This is a genomic window from Mameliella sp. AT18 (assembly GCF_028807275.1).
Lineage (GTDB): Bacteria > Pseudomonadota > Alphaproteobacteria > Rhodobacterales > Rhodobacteraceae > Antarctobacter > Antarctobacter albus.
Genome location: NZ_JARAMO010000227.1, coordinates 1 through 18005, shown reverse-complemented (window position 1 = coordinate 18005; position 18005 = coordinate 1). Strand labels below are relative to the sequence as shown.

Below are 18005 nucleotides of genomic sequence, written 5' to 3'. Positions count from 1 at the left end.
TGCAAGATCGAAAGCGCCAGCCTGTCGGAGTCGCGCAAGGAGCTGGAGGGGATCGTCGAGCAGTTGGATGCCTGCCAGAAGGGTATCGAGCAACGCCTTGCCCGGATGACGGAACTGAACGCGGTGATCCAGACCAACACGGCAATGCTGCGCGCGATGTTGTAACGTCGCGCGTCAGGTCCGGTTCCCGGTCTTGATTGTCAGGCGCGTTTGTCCAGAACCGCAGCGCCAAGGGTGTCCAGCACCTTGGCCTCGATGTCCTCGGCGTTCAGCTTGGCAACGGCGTACATGTCGCGCGGGCTGGCCTGGTCGATGAAGATGTCGGGCAGTACCATCGAACGGTACTTCAGCCCGGTGTCAAAGACGCCTTCCTCGGCCAATAGCTGCGCGACGTGGCTGCCAAAGCCGCCCACCGCGCCCTCCTCGATGGTGATCAGCGCGTCATGGTCCCGCGCCAGGCCCAGGATCAGATCCCGGTCCAGCGGCTTGGCAAAGCGCGCATCCGCAACGGTGGGGGAAACGCCGCGCGCCTCCAGCGCCTCGCAGGCCTCCAGCACCTCTTTCAGCCGCGTACCGAAGGACAGGATTGCCACGCCTTTGCCCTCGCGGATCATCCGGCCCTTGCCGATTTCCAGAACCTCGCCACGCTCCGGCATCTCGACGCCCATGCCCTCACCGCGCGGATAGCGAAAGGCGATGGGGCCGCTGTCATGCGCCGCGGCGGTGGCGACCATGTGTTTCAGCTCGGCCTCGTCGGCGGCTGCCATGACGACGAACCCCGGCAGGTTCGCCAGGTAGGCCACGTCGTAGGATCCTGCGTGGGTCGCCCCGTCGGCCCCGACCAGCCCGGCACGGTCGATGGCAAAGCGCACCGGCAGGCGCTGGATCGCAACGTCATGCACCACTTGGTCATATCCGCGCTGCAGGAACGTCGAATACATCGCGCAGAAGGGCCGCATGCCACCCGCCGCAAGCCCCGCGGAAAAGGTCACACCATGCTGTTCCGCGATGCCCACGTCGAAGCAGCGCGAGGGGTAGCGTTCCGCGAACAGGTCCAGCCCGGTGCCATCGGGCATCGCCGCCGTCACCGCGCAGATGCGCGGATCCTCGGCCGCCTCCTGCAGCAGCGCCTGGGCAAAGACCTTGGTATAGGACGGCGCGTTCGAGGGCGCCTTTTTCTGCTTGCCCGTGACCACGTCGAACTTGGCCCGCGCGTGGCCCTTGTCCGGGGCGTGCTCGGCGTGGGAATAGCCCTTTCCCTTCTTGGTCAGCACATGCAGCAGGATCGGCCCGGTCGCCCGCTGCCGCACGGTGCGCAGGACCGGCAGCAACTGGTGCAGGTCATGCCCGTCCAGCGGCCCGAGGTAGGAAAACCCCAGTTCCTCGAACAGCGTGCCGCCGACGGTCATGCCCTTGAGCATCTCCTTGGCCCGCTTGGCCCCCTCGCGGAACGGTTCGGGCAGCATCGAGACGGCGCCCTTGGCGGCAGCCTTGAGGTCCTGGAACGGCGCCTCGGCATAAAGCCGGCTGAGATAGGACGACAGCGCGCCGGTGGGCGGCGCGATGCTCATCTCGTTGTCGTTCAGGATCACGATCAGCCGCTTGCCCAGGTGGCCGGCGTTGTTCATCGCCTCGAAGGCCATGCCGGCGCTCATGGCGCCATCACCGATCACCGCGATCGCATCGCCGTGACCGGTGTCGCAAACACCGCCTAGGTCGCGGGCCACGGCAAAGCCGAGTGCAGCGGAAATCGAGGTCGAGCTATGGGCCGCACCAAAAGGATCGTAGGGTGACTCGGATCGCTTGGTGAACCCTGACAGCCCGTCCTTCTGGCGCAGCGTGTTCATGCGATCGCGCCGCCCGGTCAGAATCTTGTGCGGGTAACACTGGTGGCTGACGTCCCAGATGATCTTGTCCCGGGGTGTATCGAAAATCGCGTGCAGGGCGACCGTCAGTTCGATCACCCCCAGGCCCGCGCCCAGGTGGCCGCCGGTTTCCGACACGGCGGCAATCGTCTCGGCGCGCAGTTCCTCGGCCAGCTGCTCCAGCTCGGCATCTGAGAAATGCTTGAGATCGGCCGGGCCTTGAACGCGGTCGAGCAATGGGGTCTGGGGCCGGTCGCTCATGGCGCCCTCCGTCTGGTCAGGTCCGGCGCGAAATAACGAAGCGCGCGGCGTCCTGCAAGTTTCCAGCTTCGCTGCCGTATACAGATAGGCAGTCGCAGGCCTCTGTCACAAGGGATTCGGCGCGGCGTTTCGCCCCGTCCATCCCCAGCAGGCTGACGAATGTCGCCTTGCCCCGGCCGGCGTCCTTGCCCACGGCCTTGCCCATCTGGGCGGCATCGCCCTCGACGTCCAGGATGTCGTCGGCGATCTGGAAGGCGAGGCCAAGCGCGCGGGCGTATCCCGTCAGCGGGGTGATGTCGGCCCGCGCCATGCGCGCACCGGCCTCGGCCGACCAGCCGAACAGCGCGCCGGTCTTGCCCGCCTGGAGCGCGGTGATCTGGTCCAGACTCAGGGGCGTGTCCGACTGTTCCGCTGCCATGTCCAGCGCCTGTCCCAGCACCATCCCGCGCGCGCCCGCCGCCCGGGCCAGGCTGAGCGCGAGATCGGCGCGCACCACGGCGTCCGGGTGACAGTCTGGGCAGGCCACCAGTTCGAACCCAAGGGTCTGCAGCGCATCGCCCGCCAGCACGGCTGTTGCCTCGTCCCACTTGCGGTGGACGGTCGGCATCCCGCGCCGCATGTCGTCGTCATCCATGCAGGGCAGGTCGTCATGAACCAGGCTGTAGGCATGGATCGCCTCGATGGCACAGGCGGGCCAGATCGCCTGCGCAGGCGCTATGCCGTGAATGCGCGCGCCTTCCAGCACCAGGTAGCCGCGCAGGCGTTTCCCGCCCGCGGCAGCATAGCCCATCGCCTGCACCACCGGCAGGCCGCCCAAACCCGACAGAACGTGCCGAAGATGGTCCTCGATCGTGCGGGCCGCCTCTGCCAGCCCGTCCTGAAAGCCCATCAGAGCCCCTCGACCGGCTTCGTCCCCACCGGGTTGCCATCGCCGTCCAGCGTGATGGCCGCCACCTTTTCCTCGGCGTCCTTCAGCTTGTCCTCGCAGCGCTTCTTCAGCTTGGCGCCGCGTTCATAGAGCGAAATGGACTCTTCCAGCGCCACGTCGCCGCGTTCCAGCAGGCCCACGACCTTTTCCAGCTCGGCCATCGCCTGCTCGAAACTCATTTCCTCGACCGGGGTTTCGCTCATCTGCCCGCCTCCATCAGTATTTCCACATGCGCCTTGCCGCTGTCGCTGAGCGCGCCAAGGTCATAGCCGCCTTCGAGGCAGGACACCACGCGTCCGCCGCATTCATCTGCCGCCAGCGCGCACAATTCACGCGTGATCCAGCGGAAGTCCTCGACCGTCCATTCCAGTTGCGCCAGCGGATCGTCCTGGTGGGCGTCGAACCCGGCCGAGATGATCAACAGTTCGGGCCGGAAGGCGCGTATCCGCGACAGGGCAGGGGTCCAGGCCGCGCGCATCTCGGCGCCCCCCGATCCCGGCGGCAAGGGCAGGTTCTGCACGTTGTCATGGGCGCCGCGTTCCTCTGCGCTGCCGGTGCCGGGCCAGAGCGGCATCTGATGCGAGCCGATGAACAGTGCGCGCGCCTCATCCCACAGAAGGTCCTGCGTGCCATTGCCGTGGTGCACGTCGAAATCGACCACGGCAACCCGGCTCAGCCCGTGCGTCTCCAGCGCATGTTTCGCGGCAATGGCCACGTTGCCGAAGAAACAGAAGCCCATCGGCGTCTCCGTCTCGGCATGGTGGCCGGGCGGTCGCATGGCGCAAAAGGCATTGTCCACCTCGCCCGCCAGCACCGCGTCCACCGCCGCTACGGCGGCTCCCGCCGCCCGCGAGGCTGCACGGAAGGATCCCGGCGACATCCAGGTATCGGCATCCAGCTGGGTATTCCCGCTGTCCGGCACGCCGTCGCGGATCCGATCGATATACCGCTGCGGGTGGCACAGCCGCAGCTGCGCCTCCTCGACCTCGGGTGCGCTGCGACGATCAAGGTCCAAACCCGCCAGCGCATGCAGCAGGTGTTCGATCCGGGCCACGCGCTCCGGGTGCCCCTCGGGCGTCACATGATCCAGCGCATCCGCATGGGTGAAAAGTGCCGTTGTCATCGCGCCCCCCTGTTTCTTCTCTCTAAAAATACTCAGAAACGCGCCCGGAGGGCGCGACTCCGCCCGACCAAACCGCGAAACGCCCGGGGCCGCAACCCGTCAGTCGGGCGCCAGCATGTATCCCGCCCCGCGCACCGTTTGCAGGTAGCGCGGCTGTTTCGGGTCGGCCTCCAGCTTGCGCCGCAACCGCGTGATCTGGACGTCGACCGCGCGTTCCTGGGCCTGTCCCTTGTCGCGGCCCAGTTCCTCGACCAGTTTCGCGCGGCTCAGCGCCTCGCCCGGGCGGGCGGAAAAGATGCGCATCAGCTGGCTTTCGGTGGCGGTGAGGCGGACCATCTCCTCCCCCTGCCACATCTCGCCGCGCTCGATGTCATAGCGGAAATCGCCCAAGGTCAGCAGTTTGGGCGCGCTATCCTCGGCGCTGGGTTCCGGCATCCTCCGAAGGATCGCGTTGATCCGGAGCAAGAGCTCCTTGGGCTCGAACGGCTTGGCGAGGTAATCGTCGGCGCCGGCTTCCAGCCCCTTGATGCGGTCCTCGGTCTCGGACCGGGCGGTCAGCAGCAGGATCGGCGTCTGAGAGGTTTCGCGGATGCTTTGGGTCAGGCTCACGCCGTCTTCGCCCGGCATCATCACGTCCAGGATGATCATGTCGAAATCCAGCCCCGACAGCAGCCGCCGGGCATGCGCCGCGTCGCGGGCCGCCGTCACCAGGAAACCGTTGCGTACCAGGAATTTCTGCAACAGACCCCGGATGCGTTCGTCATCGTCCACGATCAGCAGATGCGCGTCGTTCTCGGTCATCCCCTGCCTCCCCTCAGCTTGTGGTACTGCCGTCGCAGTTCCGGATCCATCATTGCCTCCAGGACCCGGCGAAATCCGGCGACCGCCTCGGGGCCGGCATCGCGAAAGGCGGCGCGCATGCGGCTCCTCTGGGCATCTGACAGTTCGCGTTCCAGCGTCTCGCCCGCCTCGGTAAGGTACAGATGCCTTTCTCGCTTGTCGGTCCGCCCGACCTGGCTTTGCACCAGGCCGTCCTCGATCAGGGTACGCAGCACGCGGTTGAGCGATTGTTTCGTCACGCCCAGGATCGTCAGCAGGTTGTTCACCGTGGTGCCGGGCGCTGTATGGATGAAATGCAATGCCCGGTGATGTGCACGGCCATAGCTGAGCCCGTCCAGGATCCGGTCTGGATCGGCGGTAAAGCCCCGGTAGGCAAAGAACATCGCCTCTGCACCCTGTCGCAACTGCTCGTCGGTAAGGAAAAGCAGGGTCTCGCCCTGCGGGCTGCGCCCCTCTGACATGGTTCCCTCTGCCCCTTGCTGGTTTTGCGCCATTTTAAGTCAGCCTTGTTGACATTCCAAGAGTCAACTGGTAGCGAGTCGCAGATTTAGCGCAACTTTATGTCCGCTCCGGACGCATATCGCGCAACAATCGAAAAATTTGGCCCGCTGCACATGAGGAGAGAGAAGATGGCAGATGGAGCATATGACGATCGCGACGGCAAGATCTGGCTGGATGGTCAGATGGTGGACTGGCGGGCGGCAAATGTGCACGTACTGACCCACGGGCTGCACTACGCCAGCTCTGTCTTCGAGGGCGAGCGGTGCTACAACGGCAAGATCTTCCTTTCGCGCAAACATTCGGAACGGTTGCATTTCTCGGCCCGCGAGCTGGACTTCGAGATCCCTTATACCGTCGATGAGATCGAGGCCGCCAAGGTGGCCGTCCTTGCCGCCAACGGGCTGACCGACGCCTATGTCCGCGCCGTCGCATGGCGCGGCGCGGGGCCGGACATGGGGGTCGCCTCGGCGCGCAACCCGGTTCGCCTGGCCATCGCGGCCTGGTCCTGGGGCAACTACTATGGCGACGCCAAGATGAAGGGCGCCAAGCTGGACATTTCCAAGTGGAAGCGCCCTTCGCCCGAAACCATCCCGGTCCACGCCAAGGCGGCCGGCCTTTACATGATCTGTACAACGTCGAAACACGCGGCAGAGGCCAAGGGCTGTTCCGACGCACTGTTCATGGACTATCGCGGCTACGTGGCCGAGGCGACCGGCGCCAACATCTTCTTCGTCAAGGACGGAGAGGTGCACACGCCCAAGCCCGACTGCTTTCTCAACGGTCTGACACGCCAGACCGTCATCGGGATGCTGCAGGACAAGCAGATCAAGGTGCATGAACGCCACATCATGCCGGAAGAGATGGAAGGCTTTGAACAGTGCTGGCTGACCGGCACCGCCGCCGAGGTCACGCCCGTGGGCCAGATCGGCGACTTCAACTTCGAGGTTGGCGCGATGACGCGCGAGATCTCGGAAGATTATGAGAAGCTGGTCCGCAGCTGAGCCAGCCATTCCGGACAGGAACATGCGGCGCCCCATCGGGGCGCCGTTTTCATATCAGGCCCGACCAGATCGAGCCGAGGATCAGCACCAGTATGCCGGCTTGCACATAGCCCGCCAGCAGGTAGATGCCGTCGCGGGTCATCACTCCGAACATCATCATCGACACCGCCCCGGCAAAGAACGAGGTCACGAAGGGCAGGAGTTCCAGGATCGGCCAGGAAATCGCGATCAGTGTCACCGAGGCAAAGGCGAAGGGGCGCAGCGCGCGCGAGCTGAGCAGCCGCAGGCGGCCGCTGCTGTGCCGGTCCATCCAACCGGCGGGTTTGCTGAGCCAGTTGATGGCGCGGTTCATCTTCCGCGCGCTGACGCTGCGGCGGCAGAGGAATTTCGGCAGCCAAAGGTGCCGCCGCCCCAAGAGCGCCTGTGTCGACACAAGGATGGTGATCAACGCGCCGATGGTCGGCGTGCCGGGGATGCCGGACACGGGCGAGACCAGAACGATGGCCACGACAAGGATCACGGCCACAAAGGACTGGTCCCCGACGCGGCTGAGAACCGTCTCGACAGAGATCCGCTCGGCGCCGTCTTCGGGGCGCATCGCCTCGAGCAGGTCGCCCAGGCTTTGCGGATTGCGCACAGTTTCGGTGTCCGGCGCCTCTTGGGCGTCCTTCATCCTCCGGACGCCTGTTCGGCGGCAAGAATGGCCGCCAGCGCGCTCTGGTAATCGGGATAGCGCAGGGTCACGCCCAGTTCCTCCTTGATGCGCGCGTTGCAGACGCGCTTGCTTTCGCTGTAGAAACTGCGTGCCATCGGGCTGAGTTCCGCCTCCTCGAAGGGCACTTCGGGCGGGATCGGCATTCCCAGCATCTCGGCGGCGCAGGCTATCACGTCCTGCGGCGGGGCCGGGGCATCGTCGCACAGGTTGTAGGCCGCACCCGGATTGGGCCGCGCGATGGAGGCCCGCAGGACCTGCGCGATGTCCTCGACGTGGATCCGCGAAAAGACCTGGTTCGGCTTGATGATGCGGCGCGCGGTGCCCTTGCGCAGCTTGGCGAAGGGGCCGCGCCCGGGGCCATAGATGCCGGCAAGGCGGAAGATGTGCAGAGGCAGGCCGGGGACGGCGGCCCAGGCGGCCTCTGCCTCGACCCGGAGTTGTCCGCGCCGCGTGGCCGGGTCGAGAGGCGTGTCCTCAGTCACCCATCCGCCCTGGTGGTCGCCGTAAACCCCGGTGGTCGACAGGTAGCCCGCCCATTCGATGTCAGGCGCGCGCGCGGCGATGGCAGGGCCCACCAGCCGCAGCGCCGGGTCGCCCTCGGCGTCGGGGGCGGCGGACATCAGCAGGTGCGTCGCGCGGCCCAGGGCCTTGGTCACGCTGTCCTCTTGCCAGAGGATCGGTGTCACGCCGGTTGCGCGCATGGCCTCCAGCTTGGCCGGGTCGCGTGTCGTGCCGATCACCTCCCACCCCTCGGACAGGAGAAGCGGCGCCAGCGCCCGTGCGGAAAATCCGTGGCCAAGAGAAAGCAAGGTCTTTGTCATGCGCCCTAGGTGGCGCCGCACGCGTCAAGATGCAAGTCTTGACGCGATGTCGCGGCCCGTGGGGCGGTCGGCACAGCGCCGCCGATCCGCGGTTGCGCGGCGGGCTTTCGCCGACGCGACGTCAGCGGACTCGCGCGGGCCGGGTCCGCGCGCTACGACAGCGCGCACCTTTCGGAGAGACTCGCATGCTGGCCCGTCGCCTGTTCCTTTTGTCGGCTCTTGCCACCGTCGCCGCCTGTTCGACCGGACGGCGTGACCCCGTCGCAGCCGATCCCGCGCCGCGCGCGATCCCGCTGCACCCGAACGAGACGCCGGAACTGCGCGCCAAGATCAACCGCTGGGCCGATCACTACGAGCTGCCCCGTGGGCTGGTCCACCGGCTGGCCATCCGTGAGAGCACCCACAACCCCGCCGCGCGGGCCGGACCCTATTGGGGCCTGTTGCAGATCCTGCCGCAAACTGCCCGCACGATGGGGTTCCAGGGCAAGAACAGTGACCTTCTGGATGCGGACACCAATCTGAAATACGGACTGAAGTACCTCAAGGGCGCCTATATCGTGGCGGACGGGGACTGGGACAATTCGATCAAGTGGTATGCGCGGGGCTATTACTACGAGGCCAAGCGCAAGGGGCTGCTGTACGAAACCGGGCTGCGGACGCGCTAGACAGGCGGGCCGGGCTGCGCTTAGTCTCCGGACCCATGCAGGATGATCCCGATCTGGAAGCGGCCTACGCGCTGCAAACCCCCGACGACAACCGCAGGCTCTATGCCGACTGGGCCGCGACCTATGACGACGAATTTGCCGTCGACATGGACTACATGCTGCCGCTGCACGTGGCAGAGGCTTTTGCCTCTGTGGGTGGACAGGGGCCCGTGCTGGACCTTGGCGCCGGTACCGGCCTCTTGGGTGCGGCCCTGAAGACCTGCGGCATCGGCCCGGTGGATGCCACCGATCTCTCGCAAGAGATGCTGGACGTGGCCGGAACCAAGGGGCTGTATGCGCATCTGTTCACCGGCAACCTGCTGGAAACCCTGCCTGTCGAGGACGGCGCCTACGCGGGTGCGGCCAGTTCAGGCACATTCACACACGGCCATGTCGGACCCGAGGCTCTGGACGAGGTGCTGCGCGTGGTGCGTCCGGGCGGCGTGGTGGCGCTGTCGATCAATGCGGAACACTGGGAGGCCAAGGGCTATGACGCCCGCCTGGCGGAACTGGGCCCGCGCATCGCCGATCTGGCCGTGCGCGAGGTCCGTATCTTCGGGCCGGAGGCCTCCGGCCCGCATGCCAGGGATCTCAGTCGGGTGGTGACATTCACACGGGCCTGACACTCGAAGCCTGACGATCAGGTCGCGTAGTCCGAGCCTTCCTCATCGAGGATCGCCTTGAGTTCCTCCAGGTGGTGATGATCGCCACCGGGGTATTCCTCGATCTCGCGGGCGGTCTTTTCGGCCACTTCGTCGCTGAGGATGTCCAGCGGTTGTCCCGTCTGCAGCGCGGTGACATAGACTTGGGCCGCGCGTTCGAACATGTACATCCGGTTGAAGGTCTCGGCCACCGTGTCGCCTATCACCATGATGCCGTGGTTGCCCATGACCAGCGTCTTGACCTTGGGGTCTGCCATCAGTTCGGCGCAGCGCTTGCCCTCTTCCTCGAAGGCCAGTCCGCCGTACTGGTCATCCACCGCCTGCCGGTTGAAGAACATTGCCGCGTTCTGGTCCAGCGGCGGCAGGCGCTTGTCCTTGAGACAGGCCAGCACCGTGGCGTTGATCGAATGGACGTGCATCGCGCAACGCGCATGCGGGCAGGCGCGGTGCAGCCCGCCGTGCAGGCCCCAGGCGGTGGGGTCCGGCGCGCCGGGGCGGTTCAGGGTTTCGGGATCGTTGGCATCCACCACCAGCATGTCCGAGGCCTTGATGCGCGAGAAATGCTTGCGGTCGGGGTTCATCAGGAACTTGGTGCCGTCCTCGTTGATCGACAGGCTGAAATGATTGGCCACGGCCTCGTGCATGTTCAGCCGGACGGTCCAGCGAAAGGCGGCGGCCAGATCCACGCGTTCCTGCCAATGGTCGATGTTGGCGATGTTCTGCGGTGCGTTCATGAGGGTCCCCCGGTTAGCGTTACCGGGCGACCCTATCAGCGCCCGCAGCTTGCACGCAACGTGTCGTAGGCCAGCTGTGCGTCCCGGGTCTCCCAATGTCCTTTCAGGACGTCCATGTCGCCCGCATCGGCGAGGTGGACCTCGAATCCGATCTCGGCGCTTTCAAGGATGGTTTCGACCAGGCGTTCGGGGGAATCGCGATAGGTCCAGGCCCATTCCCCGCGTGAGCGGAACAGGACCTTGCGCGGACCCAGAAACAGCGCGTGATCGGCCGCGTCGTCGAAGATGGTGCCATCAGCGAAATCGATGAACATCGACACGCTTTCGTCCAGGTCCACGGTCAGCATCAGGCGGTCGCTGCCGGGCAGGCGCGTGTTGGTGGCCATCCAGCAATAGCCGCGGTCCTCGAAGAGCGCCCAGTTTGCGATACGCTCATGGCGCGTGATCTCTTGCTGTGCCAATGCAGGCAGGGCCGCGGTGGCGAGGCCCGTCAGGGCGATGATCAAACGTTCGAGCATCAGTCGGATCCCCTTGGCCAATGGTCGGGCCGTATGTCGATCATAGCTGTCCGGCCTGCCCGCGCAACGCCTCAGAGGGGACGCGACGGCACCCAGGCATAGCCGTCGGGACAGATGAGAAAGGCCTCGCGCAGGCCGTGGGGTTTGTCCGTGGGCGGTTGCAGGATCAGCATCCCGTTGGCCTCTGCCTTTTCCGCTGCCCTGTCCGGGTCGCTGTCGTACAGGCGCAATTCCGCCCCAGCGCCACGCGGCCCGGCCTCGGGCAGGAAGGACAGGTAGGGATTGGCCGAATATGTCCCGTCCGAGTGCAACTGGAACAGGGTTGCGCCATAGCGGATGATGGCGAAATCCGCGCTGACCCGATGTGCGGTCATGCCAAAGACGGCCTCCAGCATGGCGGATTGACGGCGCACGTCGCGCACCAGCAGGTTGATGCCCATCCCGCGCAGGGAGCCGCCGAAATCCTCGGCCGAAACAGTCTCGTAATCCATGTCAGCACCTATGACCTTTTTCGCCAACTTGAACCCGGCGAACTTACCTGTCAACCTCCGGCCAAAATCAGGGGGTGGTGATGCAGGACACGGCGGAAAATCTAGAGATCGTCACGCCCGATGTGCCGGGGCAGGAAAGCTACGATGACGCCGATCAGGCGGTCGAGCGGCTGTGCGAACTCTACGACGCAGCGGCGATTTTCCTGCGTGACGGGTTCCTCAAGGCGATGTCGGACGGGCACCCGGGCGTGCGCCTGCGGGCCTATTACCCCGAGATCCGGCTGACCACGACGCGCTTTGACAAGATCGACAGCCGGCTCAGCTTTGGTCATGTGACGCAGCCGGGCACCTATGCCACCACGGTCACGCGCCCGCACCTGTTCCGCAACTACCTGTCGCAGCAGATCGGCCTGTTGCTGGGCAACCACGGCGTCAAGATCCGCATCGGCCTGTCGGCGACGCCTATGCCGGTGCATTTCGCCGTGGCCAATTTTCCGGACGTGACCGTCCCGCAGGAAGGCGCGGCCAATTTCGCGCTGCGCGATGTCTTTGATGTGCCGGACCTGACCACCACCAACGACGACATCGTCAACGGCCAGGCGCAGCCCGCCGCGGATGGGACCTTGCCCCTGGCGCCCTTCACCGCGCAGCGGGTGGATTACTCGCTGGCGCGGCTGGCCCATTACACCGCGACCGGCCCCGAGCATTTCCAGAACCACGTCCTGTTCACCAACTACCAGTTCTATGTCGACGAATTCGAGGCCTACGCCCGTGCCATGTTGGCCGATCCCAACAGCGGCTACACCAGCTTTGTCAGCACCGGCAATGCCGAGATCACCGACCCGGAGGCGCCGCTGCTGTCGCCCGAGCGGATGCCGCAGATGCCCACCTATCACCTCAAGCGGGGCAAGCAGCAGGGCATTACGCTGGTCAACATCGGGGTGGGGCCGTCGAACGCCAAGACCGCGACGGACCACATCGCCGTGCTGCGTCCGCACGCATGGCTGATGGTGGGGCATTGCGCGGGGCTGCGGAACTCGCAATCTCTGGGGGATTACGTCCTGGCTCATGCCTACCTGCGAGAGGACAAGGTGCTGGACGACGACCTGCCGGTCTGGGTGCCGATCCCGGCGCTGGCCGAGATCCAGATCGCGCTGGAAGACGCGGTCGAGGCCGAGACGCAATTGAGCGGTTTCGACCTCAAGCGCGTGATGCGGACCGGCACCGTCGCCTCGCTGGACAACCGCAACTGGGAGTTGCGCGAGAACGCAGGGCCGGTGAAACGGCTCAGCCAGTCGCGGGCCATCGCGCTGGACATGGAAAGCGCCACGATCGCGGCCAATGGATTCCGGTTCCGGGTGCCCTATGGCACCCTGCTCTGCGTCTCTGACCGGCCCCTGCACGGGGAGCTGAAGCTGCCCGGTATGGCCTCGGATTTCTATAGATCACAGGTCAGTCGGCACCTTCGCATTGGGATTCGTGCAATGGAAGCCTTGCGCGACATGCCGCTGGAACGTATCCACAGCCGGAAACTGCGCAGTTTCGAAGAAACTGCGTTCTTGTGACGTAGCGGAAACGGGCACAAAATGCACAATATAAGGGCCTGACGTGCCCCTAATCGTTGTGTTTTACCCCCATATCCGGTTTTATGTCGGATCAGAGGCCCAATGTAGAGACGGGCGGTGAAGGAGACCATGAAATGGCGAAACCGATGACCAAGACGCAGCTGGTGGCAGCACTGGCTGAAAAGATGGACGCGGACAAGAAGACGGCTGGTGCGGCACTGGACGCAATCGGCGAAATCATCACGGCCGAAGTGGCCGGCGGCGGCGCCGTGACCCTGCCCGGCGTGGGCAAGATCTATTGCCGTGAGCGCCCCGAGCGCATGGTGCGCAATCCCGCGACGGGCGAGCAGTTCAAGAAAGAAGCCGACAAGCAGGTCAAGGTGACCATTGCCAAGGCTCTCAAGGACAGCGTGAACGCCTGATACCGGCGCGCGCCTTTGCGGCGCGCCATCGGGACCAAGGTCCCGGCAGAAATCTACAAGGGGTCGCTGCGGCGGCCCTTTGTCTTTTTTGGCGGCTTCCCTGTGTTCGGCGATGTGCGGGTCATGTCAGGGGCTGGTCGGCGTATCGGTGCGCGGCGTCCACTCGTACTTGTGACCCCCTGAGCCCTCCATCGGGATGTCCAGCATGGCGGCGCGTTCATAGACGACCTGCGTCGGCACGTTCAGCGTATCAGCGACCAGGTTCGCGCGCCCCTCGTACCAGAGGCTGCAGAACTCCTCGCGCGGCATCAGCAGCATCCGGGCAAAGCGCATCGCCTCTTTCTGGGCGGCACGGTTGGCGGGGCGATGCAGCGCCTGTATCCCGCAGCGCGGGTGTGCCTCGCGCGTGGTGGCGACATGCATGAGCCAGTAGCCGACCCCCATCGCGGCGATGAACCTGTCCTGGCGCGGCTTGCTTTTCTTGGGCAGCCAGATACAGGCCTTTCGGTCCAGCGGCACGTCCAGCAGGATCTCATGCGGGGGGCCTGAATATTCCAGGTCGACGTTCAGGGCCCGGCACAAGGGATCCAGCGGCCCGCCGTCGCGCAGGGTCAGGCCGGGTGTCTGGGACATCATGTCGTTTATCAGGTCCTCGATCTCGGCATCGGTGACGCCGGTCGCCATCGGCTCGACATAGGCGTAGGATGGGTATCTGGACGGCATGGCAGCCTCCGCTAGGGCAAATCTTCGGGTTCATCGGCCAGGTTGCGGAGTTCTGTCACGCAAAGGGTTTCCAAACCCTCAAGAGGGGCGCAGTCCCATAAGATTGCAGGTTCTTTTCCGGGACTCAGCCGGGGGCGCAGGCGCTCAGCGATTGCCGCTGGTGCCCGTCGGCGTCGAAATTCGCCGGGGCCAGCCATGCCTCAAAGGCGGTGCGCCGCGCGGGCCATTCGCTGTCGATCACCGAATACCATGCGGTGTCGCGGTTGCGGCCCTTGTAGACCAGGGCCTGCCGGAAAATGCCCTCGAAGGTAAAGCCCAGCCGCAGCGCGGCCCGGCGCGAAGGCGCGTTCAAGGCGTCGCATTTCCATTCGTAGCGGCGATAGCTGAGGTCCTCGAAGACATGGCGCATCAGCAGGTACTGCACCTCTGTTGCCGCGCGGGTGCCCTGCAACGCGGGCGAAAAGTGGATGAAGCCGACCTCAATGGAGGCGGCCTGCGGGTTGATCCGCAAGAGCGACAGGAACCCGACGGGACGATCATCGACCAGGACCGTGTAGAAAAGCGGATCGCGGCTGCTGGCCTTGGTCGCTGTCCAGGCACGGGCCGCGTCACGGTCGGCAAAGGGCGTCTCGTCGCCCAGGTAGGTCCAGCCAGCGGGATCGGTGAAGACCTCGAAAAAGCCGTCGGCATGATCCGCCGACAGCGGCACCAGCGTCGCAACCTCGCCGCGCAAGGGGGTGTGCGGGGGCAGCGGGCGGGGCAGGTCCAGCTCGACGGGCAGCCCGATGGGCTGCCCGTATCCGTTCAGGCGATGGTCCATTCAGCCAAAGACGCGCCCGAGCGCGCCGTCCACCGCCGAGACGATCTGGTCGATGTCGTCCTTGGTGGCGATCAGCGCCGGGGAGAAGCACAGCGTATTGTTGCGCCCGGGGACAGAGCGGTTGGTGGCGCCGATGATGACGCCCTGGCCCATGCAGTCGCCCACGACGGCCTGTACCTGCGCCTCGGGCACCGGCTCCTTGCTGGTGCGGTCAGCCACCAGTTCGGCCCCCAGGAACAGGCCCTTGCCGCGCACGTCGCCGATCACCGCGTGGCGGTCGGCCAGCGCGTTCAGCTGGTCGGTCATGTAGTCGCCCATCGCCGCGGTATTGGCCAGCAGGCCCTCGTCCTCGATGATGGCCATGTTTTCGATCGCGGCGGCAGGCCCGGCCGTGCAGCCGCCAAAGGTGGAAATGTCGCGGAAGTAGTTCATCGGGTCGTCGGCATCGTCCTTGAACATGTCAAAGACACGTTCCGAGGTCACGCAGCAGGCAATGGCCGCATAGCCAGAGGCCACGCCCTTGGCCATCGTCACGAAGTCCGGTTCGATCCCGTAGTGCTGGTAGCCGAACCAGGTGCCGGTGCGGCCGACACCGCAGACCACCTCGTCGATGTGCAGCAGGATGTCGTACTTGCGGCAGATTTCCTGCACCTTCTGCCAATAGCCCTCGGGCGCGGGGATCACGCCGCCGCCCGCTGTCACCGGCTCCAGGCAGAGCCCGCCGATGGTATCGGGTCCTTCGGCCAGGATCACCTGTTCGATCTGGTCGGCAGCCCATTCGCCGTAGTTCGCGGCGGGGGCGCCTTCCTGCTCGTGCTTGCGGTATTCCAGGCAGTGCGGCACGCGCACGAAACCGGGCGTGAAGGGGCCGTATTGCGCGTTGCGCTCATCCTGGCCGCCTGCTGACAGGCAGGCGATAGTGGTGCCGTGATAGTCGCGGTCCCGGTACAGGATCTTGTGCTTCTTGCCGCCATAGCGCTTGTGCGCGATCTGGCGGATCATCTTGAAGGCCTTCTCGTTCGCCTCGGAGCCGGAGTTCGTGTAGTAGACGCGGGTCAGGCCCGGCATCTTCTCGATCAGCTTTTCGGCGAACAGGGCGCCGGGCACCGAACCGGCCGCCCCGGCAAAGTAGTTCACCCGCATCAGCTGGTCATACACGGCCTTGGCGATACGCTCGCGGCCGTAGCCCACGTTGACTGTCCAGACACCGCCGGACACCGCGTCGAGGTGTTCCTTGCCCGCCTGGTTCCAGACGCGCATGCCCTTGCCCTCGATGATGATGTTCGGGTCCTTGCTGTCGAAGGCCTTGTGTTGCACCAGGTGGTGCCAGACATGCGCCTTGTCGGCCTCGACAACATGGCTGAGGTCGTTCTGGGAATAGGTTCCGTCCATTCTCTTGCCCTCCTTGGGTCATCTTGCCGGTCTTGCGCGGAATGCTAGCACATGAGCCAGATTAATGGGCAGCCGTTAGGGCCAGATCTGGCGCGCATATAGGGCCAGTTGAGGCGCAAAACGGAAGTTTCAAGCCTGCGTTTACAGGGTTTTGTGGGGGTTTCCAGTGGGTTGAATTGTTTTGCCTTTCCGAAATGGGCAGGCTGTTGGCGCCAAATCGGGCAGGCATCGGGGAAAAATCGTTGATCCGTTGCCCATTTTCCGTTCCGAATTGACCAGAGCGCCCGGCACGAGGCGCTGCCGAGCGCACATTTGCGTGCGTGAAGACGCGCCGCCCAGGTGGCGGCAAGACAACACGGGAGAAGCGAAATGACATTGAAGACCACCCTCAAGGGCGCCGCTGCTGCGCTGGCCGTCATGGCGGGCACCACAGCTGTTTCCGCGCAGGAGATCACCGTAGGCTATTTCCTGGAATGGCCGATGCCCTTCCAGTACGCCAAGGCCGAAGGCATGTACGACGAGGCGATGGGCGTGACCATCAACTGGGTCAGCTTCGACACCGGTACTGCCATGTCGGCGGCGATGGCCTCGGGCGATGTACAACTGTCGGTCAGCCAGGGCGTGCCGCCCTTCGTGGTGGCGACCTCGGCCGGGCAGGACCTGCAGATCCTCGACGTGGCGGTCAGCTATTCCGACAACGACAACTGCGTCGTGCTCGAGGCGCTGGAGATCGACAAGGAGTCGGCCATCGAGCTGGAAGGCAAGAAGGTCGCCGTGCCGCTGGGCACCGCGGCGCATTACGGTTTCCTCAAGCAGATGAGCCATTTCGGCGTCGACATCACCACGATGGAAGTGGTCGACATGGCGCCCCCGGACGGGGCCGCCGCGCTGGCACAAGGCTCGGTCGACATGGCCTGTGGCTGGGGCGGTTCGCTGCGCCGTATGAAGGAACACGGCAACGTGCTGCTCACCGGCGCCGAAAAGGAAGACCTGGGCATTCTCGTCTTCGACGTGACCTCGGGCCCGGCGGGCTGGGTGGCCGAGAATTCGGATATCGTGGCCAGCTTTCTTGCCGTAACAGCCGAGGCCAACGCCATGTGGGCGGACCCGGCCAACCACGACATGATGCTGCCTGTCATCGCCAAGGACGCTGGCATGGACGTGGATGCGACCGAGGCGACGATCTCGACCTTCGTCTTTCCCTCGGTGGATGATCAGCTGACCGCCAAGTGGCTGGGCGGCGGCGCGCAGGAGTTCATGAAGGGCGTGGCCGATGTCTTTGTCGAGGCCGGGTCCATCGACGCCGCGCTCGACAGCTATGATGCCAACGTCAACACCGGTCCGCTGAGCTCGGCCGCCGGCGGCATGTAAGATCCGGCTTCGGGGGGCGGCACCGGTCGCCCCCCGGGCAGGCGCTCACCACAGAGATTTTGCACGGCGGGCACGCCCTTGCGGTCCCGCAGCCGGATCCAACCGGAAGGCCCCACCATGAGCGGACTCTCCATCGACAACCTGTCCATGCGCTTTGACCTGCCCAACGGCACCTCGGTTCAGGCGCTCAAGGATGTTTCACTGCAACTGGCCGAAGGCGAACTGTTGAGTGTGCTGGGCCCGTCTGGCTGCGGCAAGACCACGCTATTGAACATCGTCGCGGGGTTCCTGGCCCCGACCGAGGGGCAGATCACCCTGAACGGCCATGTCGTCGAGGGGCCGGACGCGGAACGCGGCATGGTGTTCCAGCAGGGCGCGCTGTTCGAATGGATGAACGTGCGCGACAATGTCAGTTTCGGGCCCCGCATGGCCGGCAAGCGGAAACGGGACTGGGGGCAGCACGTCGATCACCTGCTGGATGTGGTCGGCCTGCGCGACTTCAAGGAAAAGGCGGTCTACGAACTGTCGGGCGGGATGCAGCAACGGGT

At 65.2% G+C, this 18005-nt stretch carries 21 protein-coding genes; 7 read left to right on the top strand and 14 right to left on the bottom strand.

The window, feature by feature from the left end:
- Window positions 1-200 precede the first annotated feature (200 nt).
- The 6 genes from dxs to PVW46_RS19990 form a co-directional block, all read right to left on the bottom strand.
- Complete coding sequence (gene dxs, locus PVW46_RS20015; RefSeq protein ID WP_069209218.1) at window positions 201-2126, bottom strand: 1-deoxy-D-xylulose-5-phosphate synthase; 1926 nt, start codon at window positions 2124-2126, stop codon at window positions 201-203.
- Window positions 2127-2142: 16 nt separating this feature from the next.
- Complete coding sequence (locus PVW46_RS20010; RefSeq protein WP_069209217.1) at window positions 2143-3015, bottom strand: polyprenyl synthetase family protein; 873 nt, start codon at window positions 3013-3015, stop codon at window positions 2143-2145.
- Window positions 3015-3257, bottom strand: coding sequence for an exodeoxyribonuclease VII small subunit (locus tag PVW46_RS20005; protein WP_043136271.1), 243 nt, complete (start codon window positions 3255-3257; stop codon window positions 3015-3017). Before PVW46_RS20005 ends, PVW46_RS20010 begins: the two co-directional genes overlap by 1 nt.
- Complete coding sequence (locus PVW46_RS20000; RefSeq protein ID WP_069209216.1) at window positions 3254-4177, bottom strand: histone deacetylase family protein; 924 nt, start codon at window positions 4175-4177, stop codon at window positions 3254-3256. The genes PVW46_RS20005 and PVW46_RS20000 overlap by 4 nt, the downstream gene beginning before the upstream one ends.
- Window positions 4178-4276: 99 nt before the next feature.
- Window positions 4277-4978 carry a response regulator gene (locus tag PVW46_RS19995; protein WP_069209215.1) on the bottom strand — a complete coding sequence of 234 codons (702 nt, stop codon included), beginning with the start codon at window positions 4976-4978 and terminating at the stop codon, window positions 4277-4279.
- Window positions 4975-5478, bottom strand: a complete 504-nt coding sequence (locus tag PVW46_RS19990) for a MarR family winged helix-turn-helix transcriptional regulator (RefSeq protein ID WP_043136758.1) — start codon at window positions 5476-5478, stop codon at window positions 4975-4977. Before PVW46_RS19990 ends, PVW46_RS19995 begins: the two co-directional genes overlap by 4 nt.
- A 168-nt stretch (window positions 5479-5646) precedes the next feature.
- Between PVW46_RS19990 and PVW46_RS19985 the strand changes: the two genes are divergently transcribed.
- Window positions 5647-6519 (top strand): branched-chain amino acid aminotransferase, encoded by an 873-nt coding sequence (locus tag PVW46_RS19985; protein ID WP_043136279.1) that lies wholly within the window; start codon window positions 5647-5649, stop codon window positions 6517-6519.
- 49 nt (window positions 6520-6568) lie between these two features.
- Here PVW46_RS19985 and PVW46_RS19980 read toward each other — a convergent pair whose 3' ends face one another.
- Both PVW46_RS19980 and PVW46_RS19975 read right to left on the bottom strand, forming a co-directional pair.
- Complete coding sequence (locus PVW46_RS19980; protein WP_069209214.1) at window positions 6569-7192, bottom strand: exopolysaccharide biosynthesis protein; 624 nt, start codon at window positions 7190-7192, stop codon at window positions 6569-6571.
- Window positions 7189-8055, bottom strand: a complete 867-nt coding sequence (locus PVW46_RS19975) for an SDR family oxidoreductase (RefSeq protein WP_069209213.1) — start codon at window positions 8053-8055, stop codon at window positions 7189-7191. Before PVW46_RS19975 ends, PVW46_RS19980 begins: the two co-directional genes overlap by 4 nt.
- Before the next feature lie 185 nt (window positions 8056-8240).
- Between PVW46_RS19975 and PVW46_RS19970 the strand changes: the two genes are divergently transcribed.
- Window positions 8241-8720 carry a transglycosylase SLT domain-containing protein gene (locus PVW46_RS19970; protein WP_052244208.1) on the top strand — a complete coding sequence of 160 codons (480 nt, stop codon included), beginning with the start codon at window positions 8241-8243 and terminating at the stop codon, window positions 8718-8720.
- A 35-nt stretch (window positions 8721-8755) separates the two neighbouring features.
- Window positions 8756-9382, top strand: a complete 627-nt coding sequence (locus PVW46_RS19965; RefSeq protein ID WP_043136289.1) for a class I SAM-dependent DNA methyltransferase — start codon at window positions 8756-8758, stop codon at window positions 9380-9382.
- A gap of 17 nt (window positions 9383-9399) precedes the next feature.
- Here PVW46_RS19965 and PVW46_RS19960 read toward each other — a convergent pair whose 3' ends face one another.
- From PVW46_RS19960 to PVW46_RS19950, 3 genes are all read right to left on the bottom strand, one after another.
- Window positions 9400-10155 carry a class II aldolase and adducin N-terminal domain-containing protein gene (locus tag PVW46_RS19960; RefSeq protein ID WP_043136291.1) on the bottom strand — a complete coding sequence of 252 codons (756 nt, stop codon included), beginning with the start codon at window positions 10153-10155 and terminating at the stop codon, window positions 9400-9402.
- Window positions 10156-10190: 35 nt separating this feature from the next.
- Window positions 10191-10673 carry a hypothetical protein gene (locus PVW46_RS19955; RefSeq protein WP_069209212.1) on the bottom strand — a complete coding sequence of 161 codons (483 nt, stop codon included), beginning with the start codon at window positions 10671-10673 and terminating at the stop codon, window positions 10191-10193.
- A gap of 71 nt (window positions 10674-10744) precedes the next feature.
- Window positions 10745-11164, bottom strand: a complete 420-nt coding sequence (locus PVW46_RS19950) for a VOC family protein (protein WP_069209211.1) — start codon at window positions 11162-11164, stop codon at window positions 10745-10747.
- An 80-nt stretch (window positions 11165-11244) separates the two neighbouring features.
- Between PVW46_RS19950 and PVW46_RS19945 the strand changes: the two genes are divergently transcribed.
- Entirely contained in the window at window positions 11245-12729 is a 1485-nt protein-coding gene (locus PVW46_RS19945) for an AMP nucleosidase (RefSeq protein ID WP_043136300.1), read from the top strand.
- Between the two features lie 134 nt (window positions 12730-12863).
- On the top strand, window positions 12864-13151 hold the full coding sequence (locus tag PVW46_RS19940; protein WP_043136303.1) for an HU family DNA-binding protein: 288 nt from the start codon (window positions 12864-12866) through the stop codon (window positions 13149-13151).
- A 126-nt stretch (window positions 13152-13277) separates the two neighbouring features.
- Here the strand turns inward: PVW46_RS19940 and PVW46_RS19935 are convergent, their stop codons facing one another.
- The 3 genes from PVW46_RS19935 to PVW46_RS19925 all read right to left on the bottom strand — a co-directional run bounded on the left by PVW46_RS19935 (window position 13278) and on the right by PVW46_RS19925 (window position 16086).
- A complete protein-coding gene (locus PVW46_RS19935; protein WP_069209210.1) occupies window positions 13278-13874 on the bottom strand; it encodes an ImmA/IrrE family metallo-endopeptidase in 597 nt (198 codons plus the stop codon).
- 124 nt (window positions 13875-13998) lie between these two features.
- The gene (locus PVW46_RS19930; RefSeq protein WP_069209209.1) at window positions 13999-14694 is read right to left on the bottom strand and encodes a GNAT family N-acetyltransferase; all 696 of its coding nucleotides are present in this window, start codon (window positions 14692-14694) and stop codon (window positions 13999-14001) included.
- Entirely contained in the window at window positions 14695-16086 is a 1392-nt protein-coding gene (locus PVW46_RS19925) for an aminotransferase family protein (protein ID WP_069209208.1), read from the bottom strand. It lies immediately after the preceding gene.
- 369 nt (window positions 16087-16455) lie between these two features.
- Between PVW46_RS19925 and PVW46_RS19920 the strand changes: the two genes are divergently transcribed.
- Window positions 16456-17457, top strand: a complete 1002-nt coding sequence (locus PVW46_RS19920; protein WP_069209207.1) for a taurine ABC transporter substrate-binding protein — start codon at window positions 16456-16458, stop codon at window positions 17455-17457.
- 117 nt (window positions 17458-17574) lie between these two features.
- On the top strand, window positions 17575-18005 hold a 431-nt coding region (locus PVW46_RS19915), incomplete at its 3' end, for an ABC transporter ATP-binding protein (protein WP_274577282.1).